12 protein-coding genes and 5 pseudogenes are annotated in these 21,572 nt (G+C 69.4%); 13 read left to right on the forward strand and 4 right to left on the reverse strand.

From position 1 onward, the window contains the following. Positions 1-52: 52 nt before the first annotated feature. From OJJOAM_RS11410 to OJJOAM_RS11420, 3 genes are all read left to right on the forward strand, one after another. Positions 53-2,152 (forward strand): molybdopterin-containing oxidoreductase family protein, encoded by a 2,100-nt coding sequence (locus OJJOAM_RS11410; RefSeq protein WP_422648014.1) that lies wholly within the window; start codon positions 53-55, stop codon positions 2,150-2,152. Further along, positions 2,152-3,408, forward strand: coding sequence for an aminopeptidase (locus OJJOAM_RS11415; RefSeq protein WP_422648015.1), 1,257 nt, complete (start codon positions 2,152-2,154; stop codon positions 3,406-3,408). Before OJJOAM_RS11410 ends, OJJOAM_RS11415 begins: the two co-directional genes overlap by 1 nt. Positions 3,409-3,586: 178 nt before the next feature. Beyond that, a complete protein-coding gene (locus tag OJJOAM_RS11420; RefSeq protein WP_422648016.1) occupies positions 3,587-5,269 on the forward strand; it encodes a long-chain fatty acid--CoA ligase in 1,683 nt (560 codons plus the stop codon). 131 nt (positions 5,270-5,400) lie between these two features. On the opposite strand, the gene OJJOAM_RS11425 is transcribed toward OJJOAM_RS11420, so the two are convergent. The 4 genes and pseudogenes from OJJOAM_RS11425 to OJJOAM_RS11440 form a co-directional block, all read right to left on the reverse strand. Continuing rightward, complete coding sequence (locus tag OJJOAM_RS11425) at positions 5,401-5,841, reverse strand: hypothetical protein (RefSeq protein WP_422649576.1); 441 nt, start codon at positions 5,839-5,841, stop codon at positions 5,401-5,403. A gap of 110 nt (positions 5,842-5,951) precedes the next feature. After that, positions 5,952-6,455, reverse strand: a complete 504-nt coding sequence (locus OJJOAM_RS11430) for a MarR family winged helix-turn-helix transcriptional regulator (protein WP_422648017.1) — start codon at positions 6,453-6,455, stop codon at positions 5,952-5,954. A gap of 93 nt (positions 6,456-6,548) precedes the next feature. Next, the gene (locus OJJOAM_RS11435) at positions 6,549-7,604 is read right to left on the reverse strand and encodes a Bug family tripartite tricarboxylate transporter substrate binding protein (protein WP_422648018.1); all 1,056 of its coding nucleotides are present in this window, start codon (positions 7,602-7,604) and stop codon (positions 6,549-6,551) included. Positions 7,605-8,061: 457 nt separating this feature from the next. Continuing rightward, a pseudogene (locus tag OJJOAM_RS11440) lies at positions 8,062-9,176 on the reverse strand (porin). Positions 9,177-9,501: 325 nt separating this feature from the next. On the opposite strand from OJJOAM_RS11440, the gene coq7 reads away from it, so the two are divergent. From coq7 to ftsW, 10 genes and pseudogenes are all read left to right on the forward strand, one after another. Then, positions 9,502-10,128 carry a 2-polyprenyl-3-methyl-6-methoxy-1,4-benzoquinone monooxygenase gene (gene coq7 / locus OJJOAM_RS11445; RefSeq protein WP_422648019.1) on the forward strand — a complete coding sequence of 209 codons (627 nt, stop codon included), beginning with the start codon at positions 9,502-9,504 and terminating at the stop codon, positions 10,126-10,128. Positions 10,129-10,608: 480 nt separating this feature from the next. After that, positions 10,609-11,037, forward strand: a complete 429-nt coding sequence (gene mraZ / locus OJJOAM_RS11450) for a division/cell wall cluster transcriptional repressor MraZ (RefSeq protein ID WP_006577764.1) — start codon at positions 10,609-10,611, stop codon at positions 11,035-11,037. 7 nt (positions 11,038-11,044) lie between these two features. Beyond that, positions 11,045-12,038, forward strand: a pseudogene (rsmH, locus tag OJJOAM_RS11455) (16S rRNA (cytosine(1402)-N(4))-methyltransferase RsmH). Then, positions 12,035-12,427, forward strand: coding sequence for a cell division protein FtsL (gene ftsL, locus OJJOAM_RS11460; RefSeq protein WP_422648020.1), 393 nt, complete (start codon positions 12,035-12,037; stop codon positions 12,425-12,427). The pseudogene rsmH and the gene ftsL overlap by 4 nt, the downstream one beginning before the upstream one ends. Next, positions 12,424-14,269, forward strand: a pseudogene (locus OJJOAM_RS11465) (peptidoglycan D,D-transpeptidase FtsI family protein). The gene ftsL and the pseudogene OJJOAM_RS11465 overlap by 4 nt, the downstream one beginning before the upstream one ends. Next, a pseudogene (locus OJJOAM_RS11470) lies at positions 14,266-15,832 on the forward strand (UDP-N-acetylmuramoyl-L-alanyl-D-glutamate--2,6-diaminopimelate ligase). Before OJJOAM_RS11465 ends, OJJOAM_RS11470 begins: the two co-directional pseudogenes overlap by 4 nt. 50 nt (positions 15,833-15,882) lie before the next feature. Further along, positions 15,883-17,331: pseudogene (locus OJJOAM_RS11475) on the forward strand (UDP-N-acetylmuramoyl-tripeptide--D-alanyl-D-alanine ligase). A gap of 94 nt (positions 17,332-17,425) precedes the next feature. Further along, complete coding sequence (mraY, locus tag OJJOAM_RS11480) at positions 17,426-18,595, forward strand: phospho-N-acetylmuramoyl-pentapeptide-transferase (protein ID WP_023264842.1); 1,170 nt, start codon at positions 17,426-17,428, stop codon at positions 18,593-18,595. A 66-nt stretch (positions 18,596-18,661) separates the two neighbouring features. Further along, entirely contained in the window at positions 18,662-20,221 is a 1,560-nt protein-coding gene (gene murD / locus OJJOAM_RS11485; RefSeq protein WP_422648021.1) for a UDP-N-acetylmuramoyl-L-alanine--D-glutamate ligase, read from the forward strand. Next, complete coding sequence (gene ftsW, locus OJJOAM_RS11490; protein ID WP_422648022.1) at positions 20,218-21,486, forward strand: putative lipid II flippase FtsW; 1,269 nt, start codon at positions 20,218-20,220, stop codon at positions 21,484-21,486. Before murD ends, ftsW begins: the two co-directional genes overlap by 4 nt. Positions 21,487-21,572 lie beyond the last annotated feature (86 nt).

The raw sequence follows: 21,572 nt of genomic DNA on the forward strand, positions 1-21,572 counted from the left end.
GGGCGCGATCGAATACAATCGGGCACAAAGGAAAACGCCCCCCGGAGAACCCATGTCCACCCGCATCGTCCGCGCCGCCTGCCCGCACGATTGTCCCGACAGCTGCGCGCTGCTCGTCACCGTCGAGGACGGCCGCGCCGTCAAGGTGGCGGGCGATCCGGACCACCCGGGCACGCAGGGCGTGCTGTGCACCAAGGTGTCGCGTTATACCGAGCGCACCTACCATCCCGACCGCCTGCTGAGCCCGATGAAGCGGGTCGGCCCCAAGGGCAGCGGGCAGTTCGCGCCGATCGGCTGGGACGAGGCGCTCGACATCGTCGCCGAGCGGCTCGGCGCGATCGCCGCGCGCGATCCGCAGGCCATCGTGCCGTACAGCTATGCGGGCACGATGGGGCTGGTGCAGGGCGAAAGCATGGCCGCGCGCTTCTTCCACAGGCTCGGCGCCTCGCTGCTCGACCGCACCATCTGCGCCAGCGCCGGCGCCACCGCGCTGCGCTACACCTACGGCGCCAGCGTCGGCATGGATATCGAGCATGTCGAGGATGCCAAGCTGATCGTGATCTGGGGCGGCAATCCGATCGCCTCGAACCTGCACTTCTGGACGCGCGTGCAGCAGGCCAAGCGCCGCGGCGCGACGCTGGTGGCGATCGATCCGTACCGCTCGCTGACGGCCGAGAAGTGCCATCGGCACATCGCGCCGATGCCGGGCACCGACGGCGCGCTGGCGCTGGCGATCATGCACGTGCTGATCCGCGACGACCTGCTCGACCACGACTACATCGCCCGGCATACGGTTGGCTTCGATGCGCTGCGCGACCGTGCCGCGCAGTTCTCGCCCGCGCGCGCCGCGCAGATCTGCGGCATCGATGCCGAGGAGATCGAGTGGCTGGCGGGCCTGTACGGCACGCTGGCCGTGCGCGAACGGCAGCCTGTGGCGATCCGCCTGAACTATGGCATGCAGCGCGCGCACGGCGGCGGCCAGGCGGTGCGCGCGGTGGCCTGCCTGCCGTCGCTGGTGGGCGCGTGGCGCCACGCCGCCGGCGGCATGCAGCTGTCAACCTCCGGCTTCTTCCCGATCGACAACGCCGCGCTGCAGCGCCCGGACCTGCTGCCGAGCTGGCCCAAGCTGCCGCGCACGATCAATATGAGCACCATCGGCGATGCGTTGCTCGGCGAAGGGCTGCCGGCCGGCACGCCGCCGATCGAGGCGATCGTCGTCTACAACAGCAATCCGGTCGCGGTCGCGCCGCACTCGGGCAAGGTGGCGGCGGGCTTCGCGCGCGAGGATCTGTTCACCGTGGTGCTCGAGCACTTCCGCACCGACACCGCCGACTACGCCGACATCATCCTGCCGGCCACCACGCAGCTCGAGCACGTCGACGTCCACAAGGCCTACGGCCACACCTACTTCCTCGCCAACAACCAGGCCATCGCGCCGCTCGGCGAGGCGCTGCCCAATACCGAGATCTTCCGGCGGCTGGCGCGGCGCATGGGCTTTACCGAGCCGTGCTTTGCCGACAGCGACGAGGACATCGCCGCGCAGGCCATCGTGCGCAACGATCCCCGCGCGGCCGGCATCGACTGGCAGACGCTGAAGGAAAGCGGCTGGCAGAAGCTGAAGCTGCCGGCGGCGCCGTTTGCCGAGGGCGGTTTTCCGAGCCCCACCGGCAAGTGCCAGTTCTACGCGGCCGAGATGGCCAAGGACGGGCTCGATCCCTTGCCGGGCTACGTGCCGCCGTACGAGGCGCCGGCCAGCGCGCCGGAGCTGGCGGCCCGCTATCCGCTGGCGATGATCTCGCCGCCGGCGCGCAATTTCCTCAACAGCACCTTCGTCAACGTCGACAGCCTGCGCGCCACCGAGGGTGAGCCGCACCTGGACATCCATCCGGACGACGCCGCCGCGCGCGGCATCGCCGACGGCATGATGGTGCGCGCCTTCAACGACCGCGGCAGCATGCAGGCGCGCGCCCGTGTCACCGACCGCGCGCGCCAGGGGCTGGTGGTCGGACTGTCGATCTGGTGGAAGAAGCTGGCCCCGGACGGCAAGAACGCCAACGAGCTGACCAGCCAGCGCCTGACCGACATGGGCCGCGCGCCGGTCTTCTACGACTGCCTGGTGCAGGTGGAGGCCGCCGCGCAGGCGGTGACGTGATGGCACGGCGGCCGGCTCGCGTCCGCGTGGCGGCCGCGCTGGCCGCCGTCGCGTTTGGCGCGCTGCTGGCCGGCTGCGAGGCCGTCGGCTATTACGCGCAGTCGATCAGCGGCCATCTGGGCGTGATGGCCCAGGCCACGCCGCTGTCCGAGGCGATCGCCTACGCCAACGGCAGCAACGACAAGCGGCTGGCCGACCGGCTCGCGCTGGCCGGGCGCATGCGCGATTTCGCCTCGCGGGAACTGGCGCTGCCGGACAACGGCAGCTACCGCCACTACGCCAACCTGCATCGTCCCTACGTGGTGTGGAGCGTGTTCGCCACGCCCGAGCTGTCGATGGAGCTGCACAAGTGGTGCTTCCTGGTGGTCGGCTGCATCAACTACCGCGGCTACTACGCGATCGAGGATGCCCACCGCTATGCCGCCGCGCTTCGCAGCCAGGGGCTGGAGACCTATGTGGCCGGCGTGCCCGCCTATTCGACGCTGGGCTATTTCGACGATCCGCTGCTGAACACCTTCGTCTATCTGCCCGAGGGCGAGCTGGCGCGGATGATCTTCCATGAGCTCGCGCACCAGGTGGTCTACGTGCGCAACGACACCACCTTCAACGAGTCGTTCGCCTCCGCGGTGGAGATCGCCGGCGTCGAGCGCTGGCTGGTCCGCGAGGCATCGGCCGACGCGCGCGCCAGCTATCGGCAGTACGACGCGCGCCGGCAGCAGTTCCGCGCGATGCTGCTGCAGGCGCGCGCGGAACTCGACGCGCTGTACCGCAGGCCGATCGACGACGACGCCAAGCGGGCCGGCAAGGCGGCGATCTTCGCCGCGCTGCGCCAGCGCTATGCGGCGCTGAAGGAATCGTGGGGCGGCTACAGCGGCTACGACCGCTGGTTCTCGCAGCCGCTGACCAACGCCCACCTGGCCGCGGTCGCCACCTATCAGCAGTGGGTGCCGGCGTTCCTGGCGCTGCTCGATCAATGCGGCGGCGACTGGAAGGCCTTCTATGCCGAGGCCGAGCGCATCGGCAAGCTCAAGCCCGAGCAGCGCAAGGCGCGGCTGCGCGCGCTGGCGCCGAACGTCCCGGCGACCGGGGCGGCCACCGTGAACGCCGCCGCAGGCAACGCTGCGGCCGGCAACGCTGTGGCTGGCACCGCTGCGGCCGGCAATGCTGCGGCTGGCAATGCTGCGGTGAACGACGCCGCGGCGGCCCACACTGCGGCAGGCAACGATGCAACCACCGCCGCGCCGGGCGGGTCCTAGGGTATTCCCGCGCCTGCGCGCGCACCGATTCCGCGATCGACCGCCTTTACACTGGCAACGGTCCAGAGGACTTCATCTAACGTGTGGTCCTGGTGTTGTCTTAAGTGGGCCCGCCGTTTAGCATCGCCGTTTAGCGTCGCAAAAATCGAACGATCATTCAGAAACCAGGAGACGGCATATGGAAAAGCAGTGGCTGAAACACTATCCGGCAGGCGTGCCCGCCGAGATCGACGCCACCCAGTACCGGTCGCTTGCCCAACTGCTGGAGGAATCCTTTCGGGACTACGCAGACCGGCGCGCCTTCGTCTGCATGGACAAGGCAATCACCTATGCCGAGCTGGACAAGCTCTCCGGCCACTTCGCCGCCTGGCTGCAGGCGCGCGGGCTCAAGCCGGGCGCGCGGGTCGCGATCATGATGCCGAACGTGCTGCAATACCCGGTGGTGCTGGCCGGCGTGCTGCGCGCGGGCATGGTGGTGGTCAACGTCAATCCGCTGTACACGCCGCGCGAGCTCGAGCACCAGCTCAAGGACAGCGGCGCCGAGGCGATCGTGATCCTCGAGAACTTCGCCGCCACGCTGCAGCAGGTGCTGCCGGCCACGCCGGTGCGGCACGTGGTGGTCGCCAGCATGGGCGACATGCTGGGCGGCCTCAAGGGCGCGGTGGTCAACTTCGTCGTGCGCAACGTCAAGAAGATGGTGCCGGCGTGGGAGCTGCCCAACTGCGTGCGCTTCCCCACGGCGCTGGCCGAGGGCAGCCGGCTGCAGCGCAAGCCGGTCGACACCGGCCCGGACGATATCGCCTTCCTGCAGTACACCGGCGGCACCACCGGCGTGTCCAAGGGCGCGGTGCTGCTGCACCGGAACGTGGTCGCCAATGTGCTGCAGTCGCAGGCGTGGATGCAGCCGGCGCTGGCCAAGGGCGCGCCGATCGATCAGGTGGTGACGATCACCGCGCTGCCGCTGTACCACATCTTCGCGCTGACGGTCTGCGCGCTGTTGGGCATGCGCAGCGGCGGCCTGAGCGTGCTGATTCCGAATCCGCGCGACATCCCCGGCTTCATCAAGGAGCTGCAGAAGTACCGCTTCCACATGTTCCCGGCGGTCAACACGCTGTACAACGCGCTGATCAACCATCCGGACATCGACAAGGTCGACTTCTCGGGGCTGCGCGTGGCCAATGGCGGCGGCATGGCGGTGCAGGAGGCGGTGGCGAAGAAATGGCTGGCCAAGACCGGCTGCCCGATCATCGAGGGCTACGGCCTGTCGGAGACCTCGCCGTCGGCAACCTGCAATCCAACCGACACCGACGCCTTCTCCGGCACCATCGGCCTGCCGCTGCCTTCGACCGAGATCGCGATCCGCGACGACGACGGCCGCGACGTGCCGCTGGGCCAGCCGGGCGAGATCTGCCTGCGCGGGCCGCAGGTGATGGCCGGCTACTGGAACCGCCCGGACGAGACCGCCAAGGTCATGACGCCGGACGGCTTCTTCAAGACCGGCGACATCGGCATCATGGACGAGCGTGGCTATACCCGCATCGTCGACCGCAAGAAGGACATGATCCTGGTGTCGGGCTTCAACGTGTACCCCAACGAGATCGAGGGTGTGGTCGCGGAGTGCCCGGGCGTGCTGGAGGTCGCGGCGGTCGGCGTGCCGGACGAGCATTCGGGCGAGGTGGTCAAGCTGTTCGTGGTCAAGAAGGACCCCGCGCTGACCGAGCAGGACGTGATCGCGTTCTGCAAGGACCGGCTGACCGGCTACAAGCGGCCCAGGTACGTCGAGTTCCGCACCGAGCTGCCGAAGACCAACGTCGGCAAGATCCTGCGGCGGGAGCTGCGCGACTCGCGCAAGGCGGCCTGATCGCCTTCACGGCGCCGGGGCTCTCGGGAGCGTTCCCGGCGCCCGGAAGCCCGGCGCCGCGAGGAGCGGCGCCGCGGGGAGCGGCGTAGTGAGCAGCGGCGTTGAGAAGAGCGGCGCCCAGCAGCGCCGGCTCAGCACTCGTTGGACGGCGCCAGCCCCGGCTCGCGCCGTCCGTCCGCGTAGACCACGCGCACGCAGCTGCCGACATCGAGGCCCGGTGCGGCCGGGCCGTTGATGGTCGCACTGGTGCCGTCGTTCAGCTTGATCTCGTAGGCGAAGATGTCGACCTGCTGCACCGGCTGGCGATTGAGCAGCCGGCCGAGGTCGAAAGCAAGGCCGACGCCCACGCCGCCGCCGTGCCAGCCGCCGCCGCTGGCGGCGCCCACGCCCACTCCATAGCCGGAATAGCCGCGCGCCTGCTCGACGTCGACGCGCGTGACGAAGCGCTTCTCGGCGATCCGCCCCAGCTTGACGGTGGCATTGACCGGCGTGATCTGCGGCGCCGGCGGCGCGCTCGGCGACCTGGCGCAGCCGCCGGCCAGTGCGGCTACGGCGGCGGCCGCGACGGCCATCGCGGCGGCCCGCGCGGGCAGGCCGAACACACGCCACGCTTGCGGTTGCGGCCGCTGTTGCGACTTCGATTGCAACCCCGGTTGCGGCCTCGGTTGCGTCATCAGGGATTTCATGCGGACACCAGTGTCGATTTGAGGCGGCCCAGCAGCTTGAACAGCGCGCGCCGCTCCGTTTCGGCCAGCCCGTCGAACAGTTGCTCGACCCATTGCTCGTGCGCGCGCGCCATGCGCGTGAAGGCGGCGCGGCCGGCGGGCGTCAGCCGGATCAGAAAGGCGCGCCGGTCGTTGGCGAGCGGCTCGCGCGAAACCAGCCCTTCCTGCTGCAGCTGGTCGGTGATGCCGGTCACGTTGCCGCCCGTCACCATCATGCGGCGCGACAGCTCGCCCATCTTCAGGCCCTCGGGATGGCGCTCGAGCTGCGCCATCAGGTCGAAGCGCGGCAGCGTGCAGCCGAACGACTCGCGCAGCCGGCCGCGGATATCGGCCTCGACCAGGTTGGTGCAGGTCAGCAGCCGCAGCCACAGGCGCAGTGCCTCGTGGCTGGCGTCATCGGCGCGGGTTTCGAGATCGACTGGCACCGCGTTGGGCGCGGCGTCGGCGGCGGAGGTCGGCATCGCAGGCGGCAAGGGGAAAATGTTGACGCCTGAAGTATATGCGCTAAGCCGGCCGCGAGGCGCGCTCCCGCGGCCGCCGCGCCAGGGGCCGGATCAGTCGACCTTCGCGCCCGAATCCTTGACCACCTTGGCCCACTTGGCGGTCTCGGCGCGGATATGCTGGGCGAACTGCTGCGGCGTGTTGCCGACCGGCTCGGCGCCCTGCGCCTGCAGCTTTTCGCGCATGGCCGGCGTCCCCAGCGCCTTGGCCACTTCCTGCTGGATCCGCGACACGATCGCGGGCGGCGTGCCGGCCGGCGCCAGCAGCCCGAACCACGAGCTCGCTTCGTAGTTGGGCAGCTTTGCCGCCTGCGCGATGGTCGGCAGGTCGGGCAGCGCGGGTGACGGCTTGGCGCTCGTCACCGCCAGTGCCTTGAGCTTGCCGGCCTTGATCAGCGACATCGACGACGGCAGGTTGTCGAACATCACCTGCATGGTGCCGCCGGCCAGGTCGGTCAGCGCCGGGCCGCTGCCCTTGTACGGGAAGTGGACCATGAAGGTGCGGGTTTGCGTCTTGAACAGTTCTCCGGCCAGATGGATCGAGGTGCCGTTGCCGCTCGAGGCCATGTTGAGCTTGCCGGGATTGGCGCGCGCATAGGCGATCAGGTCGTTGACGCTGTTGATCTTGTTCTGCTGCGCGAACGCCGGGTTCAGTACCAGCACGTTCGGCACCGCGGCGACCTCGGTGATCGGCGCGAAGTCCTTGATCGGGTCGTAGGGCAGTTTGCTGTACAGCGACTGGTTGATGCCGTGGGTGCCGACCGTTCCCATCAGCAGCGTGTAGCCGTCGGGCTCGGCCTTGGAGACGATCTCCGCGCCGATATTGCCGCCGGCGCCGGGCCGGTTGTCGACCACCACGTTCCAGCCCGGCAGCTTCGACAGTTCCGCGGCGACCGCGCGCGCCAGGATGTCGGTGGTGCCGCCGGGGGCGAAGGGCACCACCATGCGGATCGGCTTGGCCGGATAGCCGGCAGGGTCGGCGGCATGCGCGGGCGATAGCCACGCGAGTCCGGCCAGCCCGCTCAGGGTGGCGGCCAGGGTCAGGCGCAGCGCGCGGCGGCGGGGGGGCTTGCATCGGGTCGTCTCCTTGCGCGCCTTCGGGAAGAGCAAGCGCGTCGTGTTGTCGGTGTGGTGTTGCTGCGTTGGCGCTGCGTAATTGCTGCGTTATTGCCGCGTTGTCGCGGCGTTGTTGCTCACGGGTCCGGCGGGTCGCCGGGACTGCTGCATTCTAGTGGCGCCGACGCGGCAATGCCGATGAGGTGAAGCCCTATGGCCTGGACGCCGCCGCTTGCCGGGCCGGTCTGGGCCGGCCGAGCCGAGCCGAGCCGAGCCGAGCCGAGCCGGGGCAGGGGCAGGGGCAGGGGCAGGGGCAGGGGCAGGGGCAGGGGCAGGGGCAGGGGCAGGGGCAGGGGGCAGAGCCAGGGCAGAGCCAGGGCAGAGCCGGGGCAGGGCCGGGCGGGGAGGCAGGGCGGCGCCGCGCGAGGCGTGGCCGATAAAAAAGGCACCCGAAGGTGCCTTTCGAAGACGCGCGTCAGGCCGGCGCATGGCCGGCCGTCCGTGCTCGCGTTCAGAACTTGTGGCGGATACCGATGCCCACGCCCACCATATTGTCTTCGCCTGCGCCCAGCGGGTAGCCGTTGGCGAAGCTGATGACGGCGCTGTCGAAGTTCAGGCCGGCGTTCTTGGTGTAGGCCGCGGTCAGGTAGATGTCGGTCCGCTTGGTGATGTTGTAGTCCGCCACGAAGCTGACCTGCCACGGGTTCGGTGCGTTGACGCCGTTCAGGTTCTTGACGTCGGCGTAGTAGTACGCCAGCGTCAGGCCCAGCGCGGCGGTGGCCTGGTAGTTGGCGCCGGCCCAGTAGTAGTCGTCGCGATAGACGGTGGCGTCGTTCGGGGCCTTGTTCTGGCCCCCAGCGGTAGCCTGCCATCAGCTTGGCCGGGCCGAAGGCGTAGCTGGCGGCGGCGCCTGCCTTGCGGAACGTCGCGGTGTCGCCGCCGGTGTTGGCCACCGTCGGGTTCGACTGGTCGTAGGCGATGGTCACGCCCAGCGGACCGGCCGCGTACGCCACCGCGCCACCGTAGCCGGTGTCGCGGCGGAACTGGCCCGGGACTTCGCCGGTGCCGGCGACACCGTTGCCGAACGACCAGTGCGCGATGGCCGTCACCGGACCGAACTTGCCGGTGTACTTGGCGGTGTTGTCCGAGCGGAAGTTGGTACCCAGCTGATAGGCGATCGGTTCGTACTGCGTCGCGTAGCCGGTCGGCGAGAAGTTGGCGAACGCATCGAACATCGAGGTGTACTGGCGGCCGAAGGTGAAGCGGCCGACCTGGTTGCTCTCGATACCGACATACGCCTGACGACCGAACAGGCGGCCGCCCTGCTGCATGCGGCCGTCATCCACGCCGAAGCCGCTTTCGAGCACGAACAGCGCCTTCATGCCGCCGCCGAGATCTTCCACGCCGCGCAGACCCCAGCGCGAACCGGACAGGCCGCCGGAGGTCACCCCCGAACTTGTTTTCTCCACGGCCCGGGAATCCGGCCGTGCCCGCCGCGGTCGAGGACATGTTGCTGACGTACTCGATGTTGGCGTCGACCACCCCGTAAAGCGTGACGCTCGATTGGGCCTGTGCGGTCCCGGCGAAAGCGCCGAGCGCGGCCAATGCAAGAAGCGACTTCTTCATGCTGGTTTATCTCCTGTAGTAAGAATTATTGGTGTGATGCGCGAGACAGCCTCCTGAACTCTCCATGGTCTGCGCACCCAACTTCGCGAGAAGTTGTCGGGTACTGTAACAAACGGCATTGTTTGCACAATCGCACAGTCGTTCTATTGTCGGCTTTTCACAACTCAGGGTTTTGGAGTAGCCCGCCAGCCCAAGCCAGTACTGGCAAGGCGCCCCGCGAGGGCGGTCCGAAACGGGGGCGGTACAATGCGGGAATTCCCCGAACCGACCCAAGGCGGCTCATCGTCACTTTCACCGTCACGCGGGCCGCCACCGCCGTACCGACATGGACAAATTGATCCACGAATTCGACGTCGCCCTGCGCGCCATCACCGGCGCGACCCGTGCGGGGCGCCCCAGCCCGGCCGAGTCGCTGGCCGAGCACGACGACACGCAACTCGACGCCGGCGAGCGCCGGCATGTCGCCGGGCTGATGCGGGTCAACCATGTCGGCGAGGTCTGCGCCCAGGCGCTGTACCAGGCCCAGAAGCTGACCGCGCGCGATGGCGCGGTGCGCGCGCAGATGGATGCCGCGGCGCGAGAGGAAGAGGATCACCTTGGCTGGTGCGCGGAGCGCCTGCGCGAGCTCGGTTCGCGGCCGAGCCTGCTCAATCCGCTGTGGTACGCCGGCGCCTTCGCCATCGGCTGGCTGGCCGGCCGCGCCGGCGATCGGGCGAGCCTGGGCTTCGTGTCCGAGACCGAGCGCCAGGTCGAGCAGCATCTGACCGGCCATCTGGAGCAGTTGCCCGCCGCCGATGTGCGTTCCCGCGCGATCCTCGAGCAGATGCGCGACGACGAGGCCCGCCACGGCGCCAGCGCGCGCGAAGCGGGCGGGATCACGTTACCCGCCCCGGTGCGGGCGGCGATGCGCGCGGCCTCGCGCGTGATGACCACCACCGCTTACCGGATCTGAAGCGGATCTGACGCGGATCCGACGCGGATCCGACGGTCCCGTCACCGACCCGCACGGCGCGCCGCACCGCTTTGGCCGGCGCGCGGCGCGGGCTCTCCCCAGCGGCTCTCGGCATCGAATCGTTGTATCCTTTGGCCGGGCTCGGGACCGCGGTATTTCCTTGCGCCAGCGACTTCTCCCCGCGTAGTTCTCAGGTGGTTTCTCGGCTTTCTCCCCTAAGACCTTCATTTCATTAGGAATTCACCTTCCTGGTGCGCGCTCGCCCTGCGCTAAGTCTTTGTTCTGATTCCGAAAAACGCCTTTTGGCACCGTTGACGAGCCTTGACCCGCCAATAGGCTTCCTCTAAAGTGGGGAATAGTGTGAGGAAGTGTATTTTTGTGTGAAGAAAGGGCTTCGGTGTGGGATGATGTGCACTAGCCGAAGCGGACCAGTCAACGCCACGCCAAGCCGCCGAAGGCAGGCGCGGGACGGGGGTGAACTTGTTTCAGGGAGCATCGGCGCTCTCCCTCGATGCCAAGGGTCGGATGTCCATTCCGACGCGGCACCGGGAAGCGCTGCAACAACAGGCCGAGGGCCGGGTGACGCTGACCAAGCACCCGGATGGATGCCTGCTGCTCTTTCCCCGGCCGGAATGGGAAACCTTTCGCACACGGATTGCGGCGTTGCCGATGGACGCGCACTGGTGGAAGCGCATTTTTCTGGGCAATGCCGCCGACGTCGAAATGGACAGCGCCGGACGCGTGCTGATCGCGCCGGAGCTGCGCAGCGCCGCCATGCTGGACAAGGAAGTGATGCTGCTCGGCATGGGCAGCCATTTCGAGGTCTGGGATGCCGCGACCTACGCCGCCAAGGAACAGCAGGCGATGGCCCAGGGCATGCCTGAAGCATTGAAGAACTTCTCTTTCTGAAGTGGTTATGGAACCGACCCGTACGCCGGGGCCCACCCCCCTGCGCCATCGCACCGTGCTGCTGGACGAAGCCGTCGATGCGCTCGTGTGGCGGCCCGACGGCGTCTACGTGGACGGCACCTTCGGCAGGGGAGGGCACAGCCGGGCCGTGCTGGCGCGGCTGGGACCCGAAGGGGCACTGGTCGCCTTCGACAAGGATCCGGCAGCAATCGCAGAAGCGGGCACCATCAAGGATGCCCGCTTCTCTATTGAGCACGCGAGCTTCGCCGCCATGGGCGAGCGCCTGGCCGGCGCGAAGGTGGCGGGCGTGCTGCTCGACCTGGGGATCAGCTCGCCCCAGATCGACGACGCAGCGAGGGGGTTTTCGTTTCGGTTCGAGGGCCCGCTCGACATGCGCATGGACACCACGCGCGGCATCACTGCCGCCGAGTGGCTGGCGCAGGCCGACGAGCAGGACATCGCGAGGGTGATACGAGACTATGGGGAAGAACGGTTTGCTGTACAGATTGCAAAGGCGATTGTTGCTCGCCGGAGCGAACCCGGCGATGGCGGACGCCTCGCCACTACTGCCGACCTTGCCGCGCTCGTGGCGAAAGCCGTCAAGACACGCGAGAAGGGTCAGGACCCTGCGACCCGCACCTTTCAGGCTCTACGGATTTTCATCAATCAAGAGCTTGCGGACCTCGAAAGCGGTCTGAGCGCGGCCTACGATCTGCTCGAGGTAGGGGGGACGGCTGGTGGTGATCAGCTTTCATTCGCTGGAGGACCGCATCGTCAAGCGGTTCATGCAGGCGCACGCACGCCCGCAGCAGGACGCCGATCCGGCGCTGCGGCGCGCGCCGCTGCGCGCGGCCGACCTGCCCCAGCCCACCATGAAGCTGCTCGGCCGGGTCAAGCCCGGTGCCCAGGAGACCGCCGACAATCCCCGCGCGCGCTCGGCCGTGATGCGCGTCGCTGAAAAACTGGCGCCCGCCGCGCCGCAGGGTGGGGCGCGCGCATGAACCGCCTGACCTTCTTCCTGCTCGGCGCGCTGATCCTGTGCGCGCTGTCGCTGGTCAGCGCCCAGCACGAGGCGCGCACGCTGTTCGTCGCGCTCGAGCGCGCGCAGTCCGAGGAGCGCCAGCTCGAGACCGACTGGTCGCGGCTGCAATACCAGCAGAGCGCGCTGTCCAAGAGCGCGCGCATCGCCGAGGCGGCCCGCGCGCAATTGAAGATGTCGCCGGTCAGCCCCGGCCGTACCCAATACCTGCAGGGCATCGTGCTGCCGCGCACCGAAGGCGAGGCCGCCAACGGTGCCGCCGGTGCCAATGGCGCCAATGGTGCCAACGGTGCCAACGGTGCCAACGGTGCCGAAACGCAGCAGCGCAACGCCGCGGAGGCGCGTCCATGACGATGGCCCGCCCGAGCCTGCACCGCCCGCGCAACGCGCGGCCGGCCGCCACCCGTCCGCGCTCCGGCCAGTTCTCGGCCAGCCCGGTGCTCGGCCTGCGCCTGCCGATGTGGCGCTCCAAGCTGGTGGTGTTCCTGATGTTCGCGGCCTTCGTCGCGCTGGCGATGCGCGCGCTGTGGATCCAGGGCCCGGGCAACCAGTTCTACGAGGCCGAGGGCAAGAAGCGTTTCCAGCGCACGCTCGAGCTGCCCGCGACGCGCGGCAAGATCCTCGACCGCAACGGCCTGGTGCTGGCCACCAGCCTGCCGGTCAAGGCAATCTGGGCGGTGCCCGAGGACGTGCCGTCGAGCCTGGATGCCGGCAAGCTGCGCCAGCTCGCCCGGCTGCTCGACATGTCCGAGAAGGACCTGCGCAAGAAGCTGACCGAGGACAAGAGCTTCGTCTACCTGAAGCGGCAGGTGCTGCCCGACGTGGCCGAGAAGATCGCCGCGCTGAAGATCGATGGCGTGCACCAGAGCGGCGAGTACAAGCGCTTCTACCCGGAAGGGGGAGGCGATGGCCCATATCGTCGGCTTCACCAACGTCGAGGACCGCGGCCAGGAAGGCATGGAACTGGCGCGCGAAGGCGTGCTGGCCGGCAAGGCCGGCGCGCGCCAGGTCATCAAGGACCGGCTCGGCCGCGTGGTCGAGGACATCGGCGTGCTGCGCAGCCCGCGCGACGGCCAGGACCTGCAGCTGTCGATCGACGCCAAGATCCAGTACCTGGCCTTCAACGAGGTCAAGGCGGTGGCCGAGCGCAGCAAGGCCAAGGCCGCCAGCGCGGTGGTGCTCGACGCGCAGACCGGCGAGGTGCTGGCGCTGGCCAACTGGCCCAGCTACAACCCGAACGACCGCGCGCGCCTGTCGGGCGAGCAGCTGCGCAATCGCGTGCTGACCGACACCTTCGAGCCGGGCTCGATGATGAAGCCGATCACCGCCGCGCTCGCGCTGCAGCTCAAGCGCGTGACGCCGTCGACGGTGTTCCAGACCGAAGGCCGCTACACCTTCGAGCGCGCGACGATCTCCGACACCCACAACTACGGCCCGCTGACCGTCGCCGGCGTGATCCAGAAGTCCAGCAACATCGGCACCATCAAGATGGCGATGCTGATGAAGCCGCAGGAAATGTGGGACATGTTCACCAGCCTGGGCCTGGGCCAGGCGCCCAAGCTCGGCTTCCCCGGCGCCGCCGCCGGCCGCGTGCGTCCGTACAAGAGCTGGCGGCCGATCGAGCAGGCCACCATGTCGTACGGCTACGGCCTGTCGGTGTCGCTGATGCAGATGGCGCACGCCTATACGATCTTCGCCCACGACGGCGAGCTGATTCCGATCACGATGTTCCGCACCGACGGCCCGGCCAGCGGCGAGCGCGTGATCTCGCCCCAGGTCGCGCGCGATGTGCGCGGCATGCTGGAAATGGTGACGGCGCCGGGCGGCACCGCGACCCAGGCCCAGGTGATGGGCTACCGAGTCGGCGGCAAGACCGGCACCGCCTACAAGCACGTCGGCCGCGGCTACGACCGCAGCAAGTACCGCGCCTCGTTCATTGGCCTGGCGCCGATGTCGAACCCGCGCATCATCGTCGCGGTCAGCGTCGACGAGCCGACCTCGGGCAGCCACTATGGCGGCGCCGTCGCCGGCCCGGTGTTCGCCGCGATCACCGGCGGCACGCTGCGCGCGCTGAACGTGCAGCCCGATTCGCCGATCCGGCAACTGGTGGTCACCGAGAGCGTGCCCGAGACCCTGCCCGATACGCCGCCCGAAGCCCTGTCCGCCCGCGGACCCGGGAGCACCACCCGATGACCGCTCGCAGCAAGCACGCCGCCCTCGAACAGGCCGCTGCCAAGGCAGCGGCCTGGTTGCGCCAGCACGCCGGCCAGCAGTCGGGCCAGCAGTCCGGTCATACCGCCCGCCTGACCGGCGACACGCGCCGGCTGCGCCAGGGCGATGTCTTCTTCGCCTATGTGCTCGGCAACCAGCGCCTGTCGACCGACGGCCGCCCCTATATCGGCGAGGCGCTCGCGCGCGGCGCCGCGGCGGTCGTCTACGAGAGCCGCGGCTACGAGTGGCCGCATGGCGACGCCGTGCCGCATCTGCCGATCGAGGGGCTGGAGCGGCTGGCCGGGCCGATCGCCGCCGCGTGGTACGGCAACGCGGCGCGCGGGCTGGCGATCACCGGCATCACCGGTACCAACGGCAAGACCTCGTGCAGCCAGTGGCTCGCACGCGTGCTGCAGGCCACCGGTACCTGCTGCGCGACCATCGGCACGCTGGGCAGCGGCTTTCCGGACGCGCTGCAGCACACCGGCTTCACCACGCCCGACGCGGTGCAGCTGCAGGACAGCCTGGCCGAGCTGCATGCCGCCGGCGCGGCCGCGGTGGCGATGGAAGTGTCCTCGCACGGCCTCGAGCAGGGCCGCGTCGCCGGCACGCCGTTCCAGGTGGCGGTGCTGACCAACCTGACCCAGGACCACCTCGACTACCACGGCAGCATGGCCGAGTACGAGGCGGCCAAGACGCTGCTGTTCCACTGGCCGAAGCTGCAGGCCGCGGTGATCAACCGCGACGACGCGATGGGCCGGCGCCTGCTGGCGGGCGGCATGGCGGCGCGGCAGGTGATCGAATACGGCATCGGCGGCCCCGCCGGCCCGACCGGCTTCAGCGGCGGCGCGGCATGGCTGCGCGCCACCGGCGTGACGGCGACCCCGACCGGCACCGTGTTCAAGGTGGACGGCAGCTTCGGCAGCGCCGAGGTCGCCACGCCGCTGATCGGCGAGTTCAACGTCAGCAATCTGCTGGCCGTGCTCGGCGCGGCGCTGGCCAACGGCGTCGGCTGGGACGCGGCGCTGGCCGCGCTGCGCGCGCTGCGCCCGGTCGACGGCCGCATGGAGCTGTTCGGCGGACACGAAGGGCCGCTGGCCGTGGTCGACTACGCGCATACCCCCCGACGCGCTGGAGAAGACGCTGAATGCGCTGCGTCCGGTGGTGGCGGCGCGCCAAGGCCGGCTGTGGTGCGTGTTCGGCTGCGGCGGCGATCGCGATCCGGGCAAGCGTCCGCAGATGGGCGCGGTGGCCGAGCGCCTGGCCGACGAGGTGGTGCTGACCAGCGACAACCCGCGCAGCGAGGACCCGCAGGCGATCCTCGATGCGATCGCCGACGGCATGCAGGACTTCCGCCGCGGCCGCCAGATCGAGGACCGCGCCGCGGCCATCCTCTACGCGGTCAAGCATGCCGGCGCGAACGACGTGGTGCTGGTGGCCGGCAAGGGCCACGAGGCCACGCAGGAAATCCAGGGCCGCAAGCGGCCGTTCTCCGATCGCGAGCATGTGCGCCTGGCGCTGGCGGCGCGCGGAGTATCGGCATGAGTACGAGCATGAGCACCGGCATGACGGCGATGGCCCAACCAGAACAGACGATGACCGACCTGCAGCAGGCCGCGGGCTGGATCGCCGGCGCGCGCATCGAAGGCGATGGCGCGCGGCGGTTCACCCGCGTGCATACCGACAGCCGTACCGTCGAGCCCGGCGATCTGTTCGTCGCGCTGCGCGGCGAACGCTTCGACGCGCACGACTTCATTGCCGACGTGGCAGCGAAGGCGCCGCCGCGGTGCTGGTCGAGCGCGACATCGGCGCCGCGGCGCCGGGTTTGCCGGCGATCGTCGCGCAGGATACGCGCGTCGCGCTGGGCCAGCTCGGCGCCGGCTGGCGCGCGCAATTCACGCTGCCGACGGTCGCGGTGACCGGCAGCAACGGCAAGACCACGGTCAAGGGAAATGATCGCGGCGATCTTCGCCGCGGCGGTGGGCGAGCCGCAGCGCCTGGCCACCGGCGGCAACCTGAACAACGACATCGGGTTGCCGCTGACGGTGCTGCGCCTGCGTCCGAGCCACCGGCTGGCGGTGCTCGAGCTCGGCATGAACCATCCGGGCGAGACCGCGACGCTGGCGGCGATCGCGCAGCCCACGGTGGCGGTGATCACCAACGCGCAGCGCGAGCACCAGGAATTCATGGTCAGCGTCGAGGCCGTCGCGCACGAGCACGCCAGCATCCTGGCCGCGCTGCCGGCCGACGGCACCGCGGTGTTCCCGCTCGACGCGGCCAGCGGCGGCGCGCATGCCGGCATCTGGCGCGCCGCGGCCGGCGGCCGGCCGGTGCTGACCTTCGGCCTGGCCGAAGGCGGCAACGCAAGCCAGGCCGACGTGACCGCCGAAGTCACCCTCGACGACGGCGTGCAGCGGCTGCAGGTACGCGCGCCCGGGCGCGCCTTCGAGGTCCGGCTGGCGCTGCTCGGCACGCACAACGTGCGCAACGCGCTGGCGGCGATCGCCTGCGCGCTGGCCGCCGGCGTCGACATCGAGGCGATCCAGCGCGGCCTGGCCGGCTTCGCGCCGGTCAAGGGCCGGCTGCAGGTCAAGCGCGCCGCGGCCGGCACCGTGGTGATCGACGACACCTACAACGCCAACCCGGACTCGATGCGCGCCGCCATCGACGTGCTGGCCGGCTTCGCCGCGCCGCGCGTGCTGGTGATCGGCGACATGGGCGAGGTCGGCGATCAGGGTCCGGCGTTCCACGCCGAGATCGGTGCCTATGCGCGCGCGCGCGGCATCGAGACGCTGTGGGCCACCGGCGAGGCCTCGCCGCACGCGGTGCAGGCCTTCGGCGAAGGCGCCCGGCACTTTGCCGGCGCCGACGCGCTGGCGGCGACGCTGGCCGCCGATGCCGACGGCACCGTCGCGCGGGCCAGCGCCGTGCTGGTCAAGGGCTCGCGCTTCATGCGGATGGAGCGCATGGTCGACGCGCTGGTGACGCCGCCGGCCGGGTCGGCTGGTTCGGCCGGATCGGCCGGGGCGGCGAACAAGGGTTGAGACTGAACGGTTGTGTGAAGCTTAACGATTGATTGGAATTGGCCGCCAGGCCCCTGAACGAGGGCGGCGGCAGCAGACAGGAAAACGAAGAACGATGTTATTGGCCCTGGCCCAATGGCTGCAAGATGACTACAGCTTCCTGCGGGTCGTCAACTATCTGACCTTCCGCGCCGTGATGGCCAACCTCACGGCGCTGGTGATCGGCCTCGCGCTGGGTCCGTGGGTGATTCGCAAGCTGACCGAGATGAAGATCGGCCAGGCGGTGCGCACGATCGGCCCGCAGACCCATCTGGTCAAGTCCGGCACGCCTACCATGGGCGGCGTGCTGGTGCTGCTGTCGATCGGCATCTCGACGGTGCTGTGGTGCGATTGGGGCAACCGCTTCGTCTGGGTGGTGATGCTGGTGACCTTCGGCTACGGCGCGATCGGCTGGGTCGACGACTACCGCAAGGTCGTCTATCGCGACCCGCGCGGCATGTCCAGCGGCGAGAAGTATTTCTGGCAGACGCTGATCGGGCTGGTGGCCGCGGTCTATCTGGCCTTCTCGATTTCCGAGGCCAGCAACGTCAAGGTGTGGGAGCTGTTCCTGAGCTGGGTCGAGGGCGGGCTGTCGCTGGACATGCCCTACAAGTCGAACCTGCTGGTGCCCTTCTTCAAGGAAGTCAGCTACCCGCTGGGCGTGGCCGGCTTCATCGTGCTGACCTATTTCGTCATCGTCGGCTCGAGCAACGCCGTCAACCTGACCGACGGCCTCGACGGTCTGGTGATCATGCCGGTGGTGCTGGTCGGCAGCGCGCTCGGCGTGTTCGCCTACGTGATGGGCAACGCGGTCTACAGCAAGTACCTGCTGTTCCCGCATATCCCGGGCGCCGGCGAGCTGCTGATCTTCTGCTCGGCGATGGCCGGCGCGGGCCTGGCCTTCCTGTGGTTCAACGCGCATCCGGCGCAGGTGTTCATGGGCGATGTCGGCGCGCTGGCGCTGGGCGGGGCGCTCGGCACCATCGCCGTGATCGTGCGCCAGGAGATCGTGCTGTTCGTGATGGGCGGCGTGTTCGTCGCCGAGACGGTGTCGGTGATGCTGCAGGTCACCTGGTTCAAGTTCACCAAGCGCCGTTATGGCGAAGGGCGGCGGCTGTTCCGCATGGCGCCGCTGCACCACCATTTCGAGCTGAGCGGCTGGAAGGAAACGCAGGTGACGGTCCGCTTCTGGGTGATCACGCTGCTGCTGGTGCTGATCGGGCTGTCGACGCTGAAGCTGCGCTGAGGCGCACAGGCGGAACGCAGACCGGCAAGTTGAATCGACGACAGGAAATCAAAGGCAGGAAACGAAGTGTTTGGCGAGTTGCAGACCCCTCATGTGCTGGTACTGGGCCTCGGTGAATCGGGCCTGGCGATGGCGCGCTGGTGCGGCCGGTATGGCTGCGCGCTGCGCGTCGCCGACACGCGTCCGGCGCCCGCCAATCTTGCCTTCCTGCAGGCCGAGCTGCCCTCGGCCGAATTCGTCGGCGGCGCCGCCTTTGCGTCCGCCCTGCCGGCGCTGCTCGACGGCATCGCGCTGATCGCGATCAGCCCGGGCCTGTCGCCCGCCGAGCCCGATACCGGCGCGCTGCTGGACGCGGCGCGCGAGCGCGGCATCCCGGTGTGGGGCGAGATCGAACTGTTCGCGCGCGCGCTGGCGCACCTGCAGGCGGAAGCGGGCTATGCGCCGAAGCTGCTGGCGATTACCGGCACCAACGGCAAGACCACCACCACCGCGCTGACCGGCCGGCTGGTCGAGCGCGCCGGCAAGACCGTCGCGGTCGCCGGCAATATCAGCCCGTCGGCGCTGGACAAGCTGTCGGCCTGCATCGCCTCGGCGACGCTGCCCGAGGTCTGGGTGCTGGAGCTGTCGAGCTTCCAGCTGGAGACCACGCATACGCTGGCGCCGCACGCGGCCGCGGTGCTCAACGTCACGCAGGACCACCTGGACTGGCACGGCACCATGCACGCCTATGCGGCCGCCAAGCAGCGCATCTTCGGGCCGCAAGCCGTGGGCGCCGACGGTGCCGACGGTGCCCGCTGTGTGCAGGTGCTCAACCGCAACGACCGCCTGACGATGGAGATGGCGCGCCCGGGCACGGTCCCGGTGACCTTCGGCACCGACCTGCCCGAAGTGCCGGGCAGCTTCGGCATCCTGCGCGAGGGCGGCATGCCCTGGCTGGTGCTGGCCGAGCCCGACGGCGAGGCCGACGAGGCGAAGCCGCGCCGCCGCAAGAGCGCCGCGGGCGACGAGGCCGCGCCGGTGCCGGTGCGGCACAAGCGCCTGATGCCGGCCGACGCGCTGCATATCCGCGGCATGCACAACGCCACCAACGCGATGGCGGCGCTGGCGCTGTGCCGCGCCATCGACCTGCCGCTGAACGCGCTGCTGCACGGCCTGCGCGAATACCGCGGGGAGCCGCACCGGGTCGAATGGATTGCCACCATCGATGACGTCGAGTACTTCGACGACAGCAAGGGCACCAATGTCGGCGCGACCGTCGCCGCGCTGTCCGGGCTGGACAAGCGCGTGGTGCTGATCGCCGGTGGCGAGGGCAAGGGCCAGGACTTTTCGCCGCTGGCGGCGCCGGTCGCGCAGTACGCGCGCGCGGTGGTGCTGATCGGCAAGGCCGCCGGCGAACTGCGCGCGGCGCTCGAAGGCACCGGCGTGGCGCTGCTCGACGCGGGCTCGGACGAGGGCGCGCTGGAAGCGGCGGTGCGGCTGGCCGCCGAACAGGCCCAGGCGGGTGACGTGGTGCTGCTGTCGCCGGCCTGCGCGAGCCTGGACATGTTCCGCAATTACGTGCACCGCGCGCAGGTGTTCCGCGCCGCGGTGGAAGAACTGGCGCTGTCCCGGGGGATCATGCCATGAGCGAGATGCACGCAGAGCGCCAGGCCAAGCGCAGCGGCTTCGTCGGCGCGACCATCGTCGGCGCGACCATCGGCAATGCCTGGGAAGGGCTGCGCGATGCGGTGTCGGGCGTCAAGCCGACCCGCTCGCGGATGATGGAGTACGACCAGCCGCTGCTGTGGGTGGCGATCGTGCTGCTGGCGCTCGGCCTGGTGATGGTCTATTCGGCCACCATCGCGCTGCCCGATTCGCCGCGCTTCGCCAATTACCGCGAGAGCCATTTCCTGATCCGCCATGCGTTCTCGCTGCTGATCGGGCTCGGCGTCGGGCTGCTGGCCTTCCAGGTTCCGGTCAAGTACTGGGACCGCTATGCGCCCAAGCTGTTCGTGCTGGCGCTGATCCTGCTGATCCTGGTGCTGGTGCCCTTCATCGGCAAGGGCGTCAACGGCGCGCGCCGCTGGATTCCGCTGGGCCTGATGAACTTCCAGCCGTCCGAGCTGATGAAGCTGGCGGTGGTGCTGTACGCGGCCAACTACACGGTGCGCAAGCAGGAGTGGATGCAGAGCCTGGGCAAGGGCTTCCTGCCGATGGGCGTCGCGGTGGCGGTGGTCGGCATGCTGCTGCTGCTCGAGCCCGACATGGGCGCCTTCCTGGTGATCGCCGCGGTGGCGATGGGCATCCTGTTCCTCGGCGGCGTCAACGGCAAGCTGTTCGGCGCGCTGGTGGCGATCGCGGTGGGCACCTTCGCGCTGCTGATCGCGGTGTCGCCGTGGCGGCGCGAGCGGATCTTCGCCTATCTCGATCCCTGGCGCGAGGAATACGCGCTCGGCAAGGCCTATCAGCTGACGCATTCGCTGATCGCCTTCGGCCGCGGCGAATGGGCCGGGGTGGGGCTCGGCGGCAGCATCGAGAAGCTGCACTACCTGCCGGAGGCGCATACCGACTTCATCCTGGCCGTGATCGGCGAGGAGCTCGGCTTCATCGGCGTGCTGACCGCGATCGTGCTGTTCTACTGGCTGGTGCGCCGCGCCTTCTCGATCGGCCGCACCGCGCTGCAGCTGGACCGCACCTTCGCCGGGCTGGTCGCCAAGGGCATCGGCATCTGGATCGGCTGGCAGGCCTTCATCAACATGGGCGTGAACCTGGGCCTGCTGCCGACCAAGGGCCTGACGCTGCCGATGGTCAGCTACGGCGGTTCGGGGATCCTGATGAACTGCGTCGCGTTGGCGCTGCTGCTCCGTATCGATTACGAAAATCGGGTGTTGATGCGTGGAGGGAAGGTATGACCGGAACGCAGCAACGCCCGATTTCGGCGCAGGCTAACTTCCTGCGCCAGCAGGAAGTCAAGCGAAGCGGCCGAAGCCAAAACAGC

Source organism: Cupriavidus sp. H18C1, assembly GCF_049311595.1.
Lineage (GTDB): Bacteria > Pseudomonadota > Gammaproteobacteria > Burkholderiales > Burkholderiaceae > Cupriavidus > Cupriavidus cauae.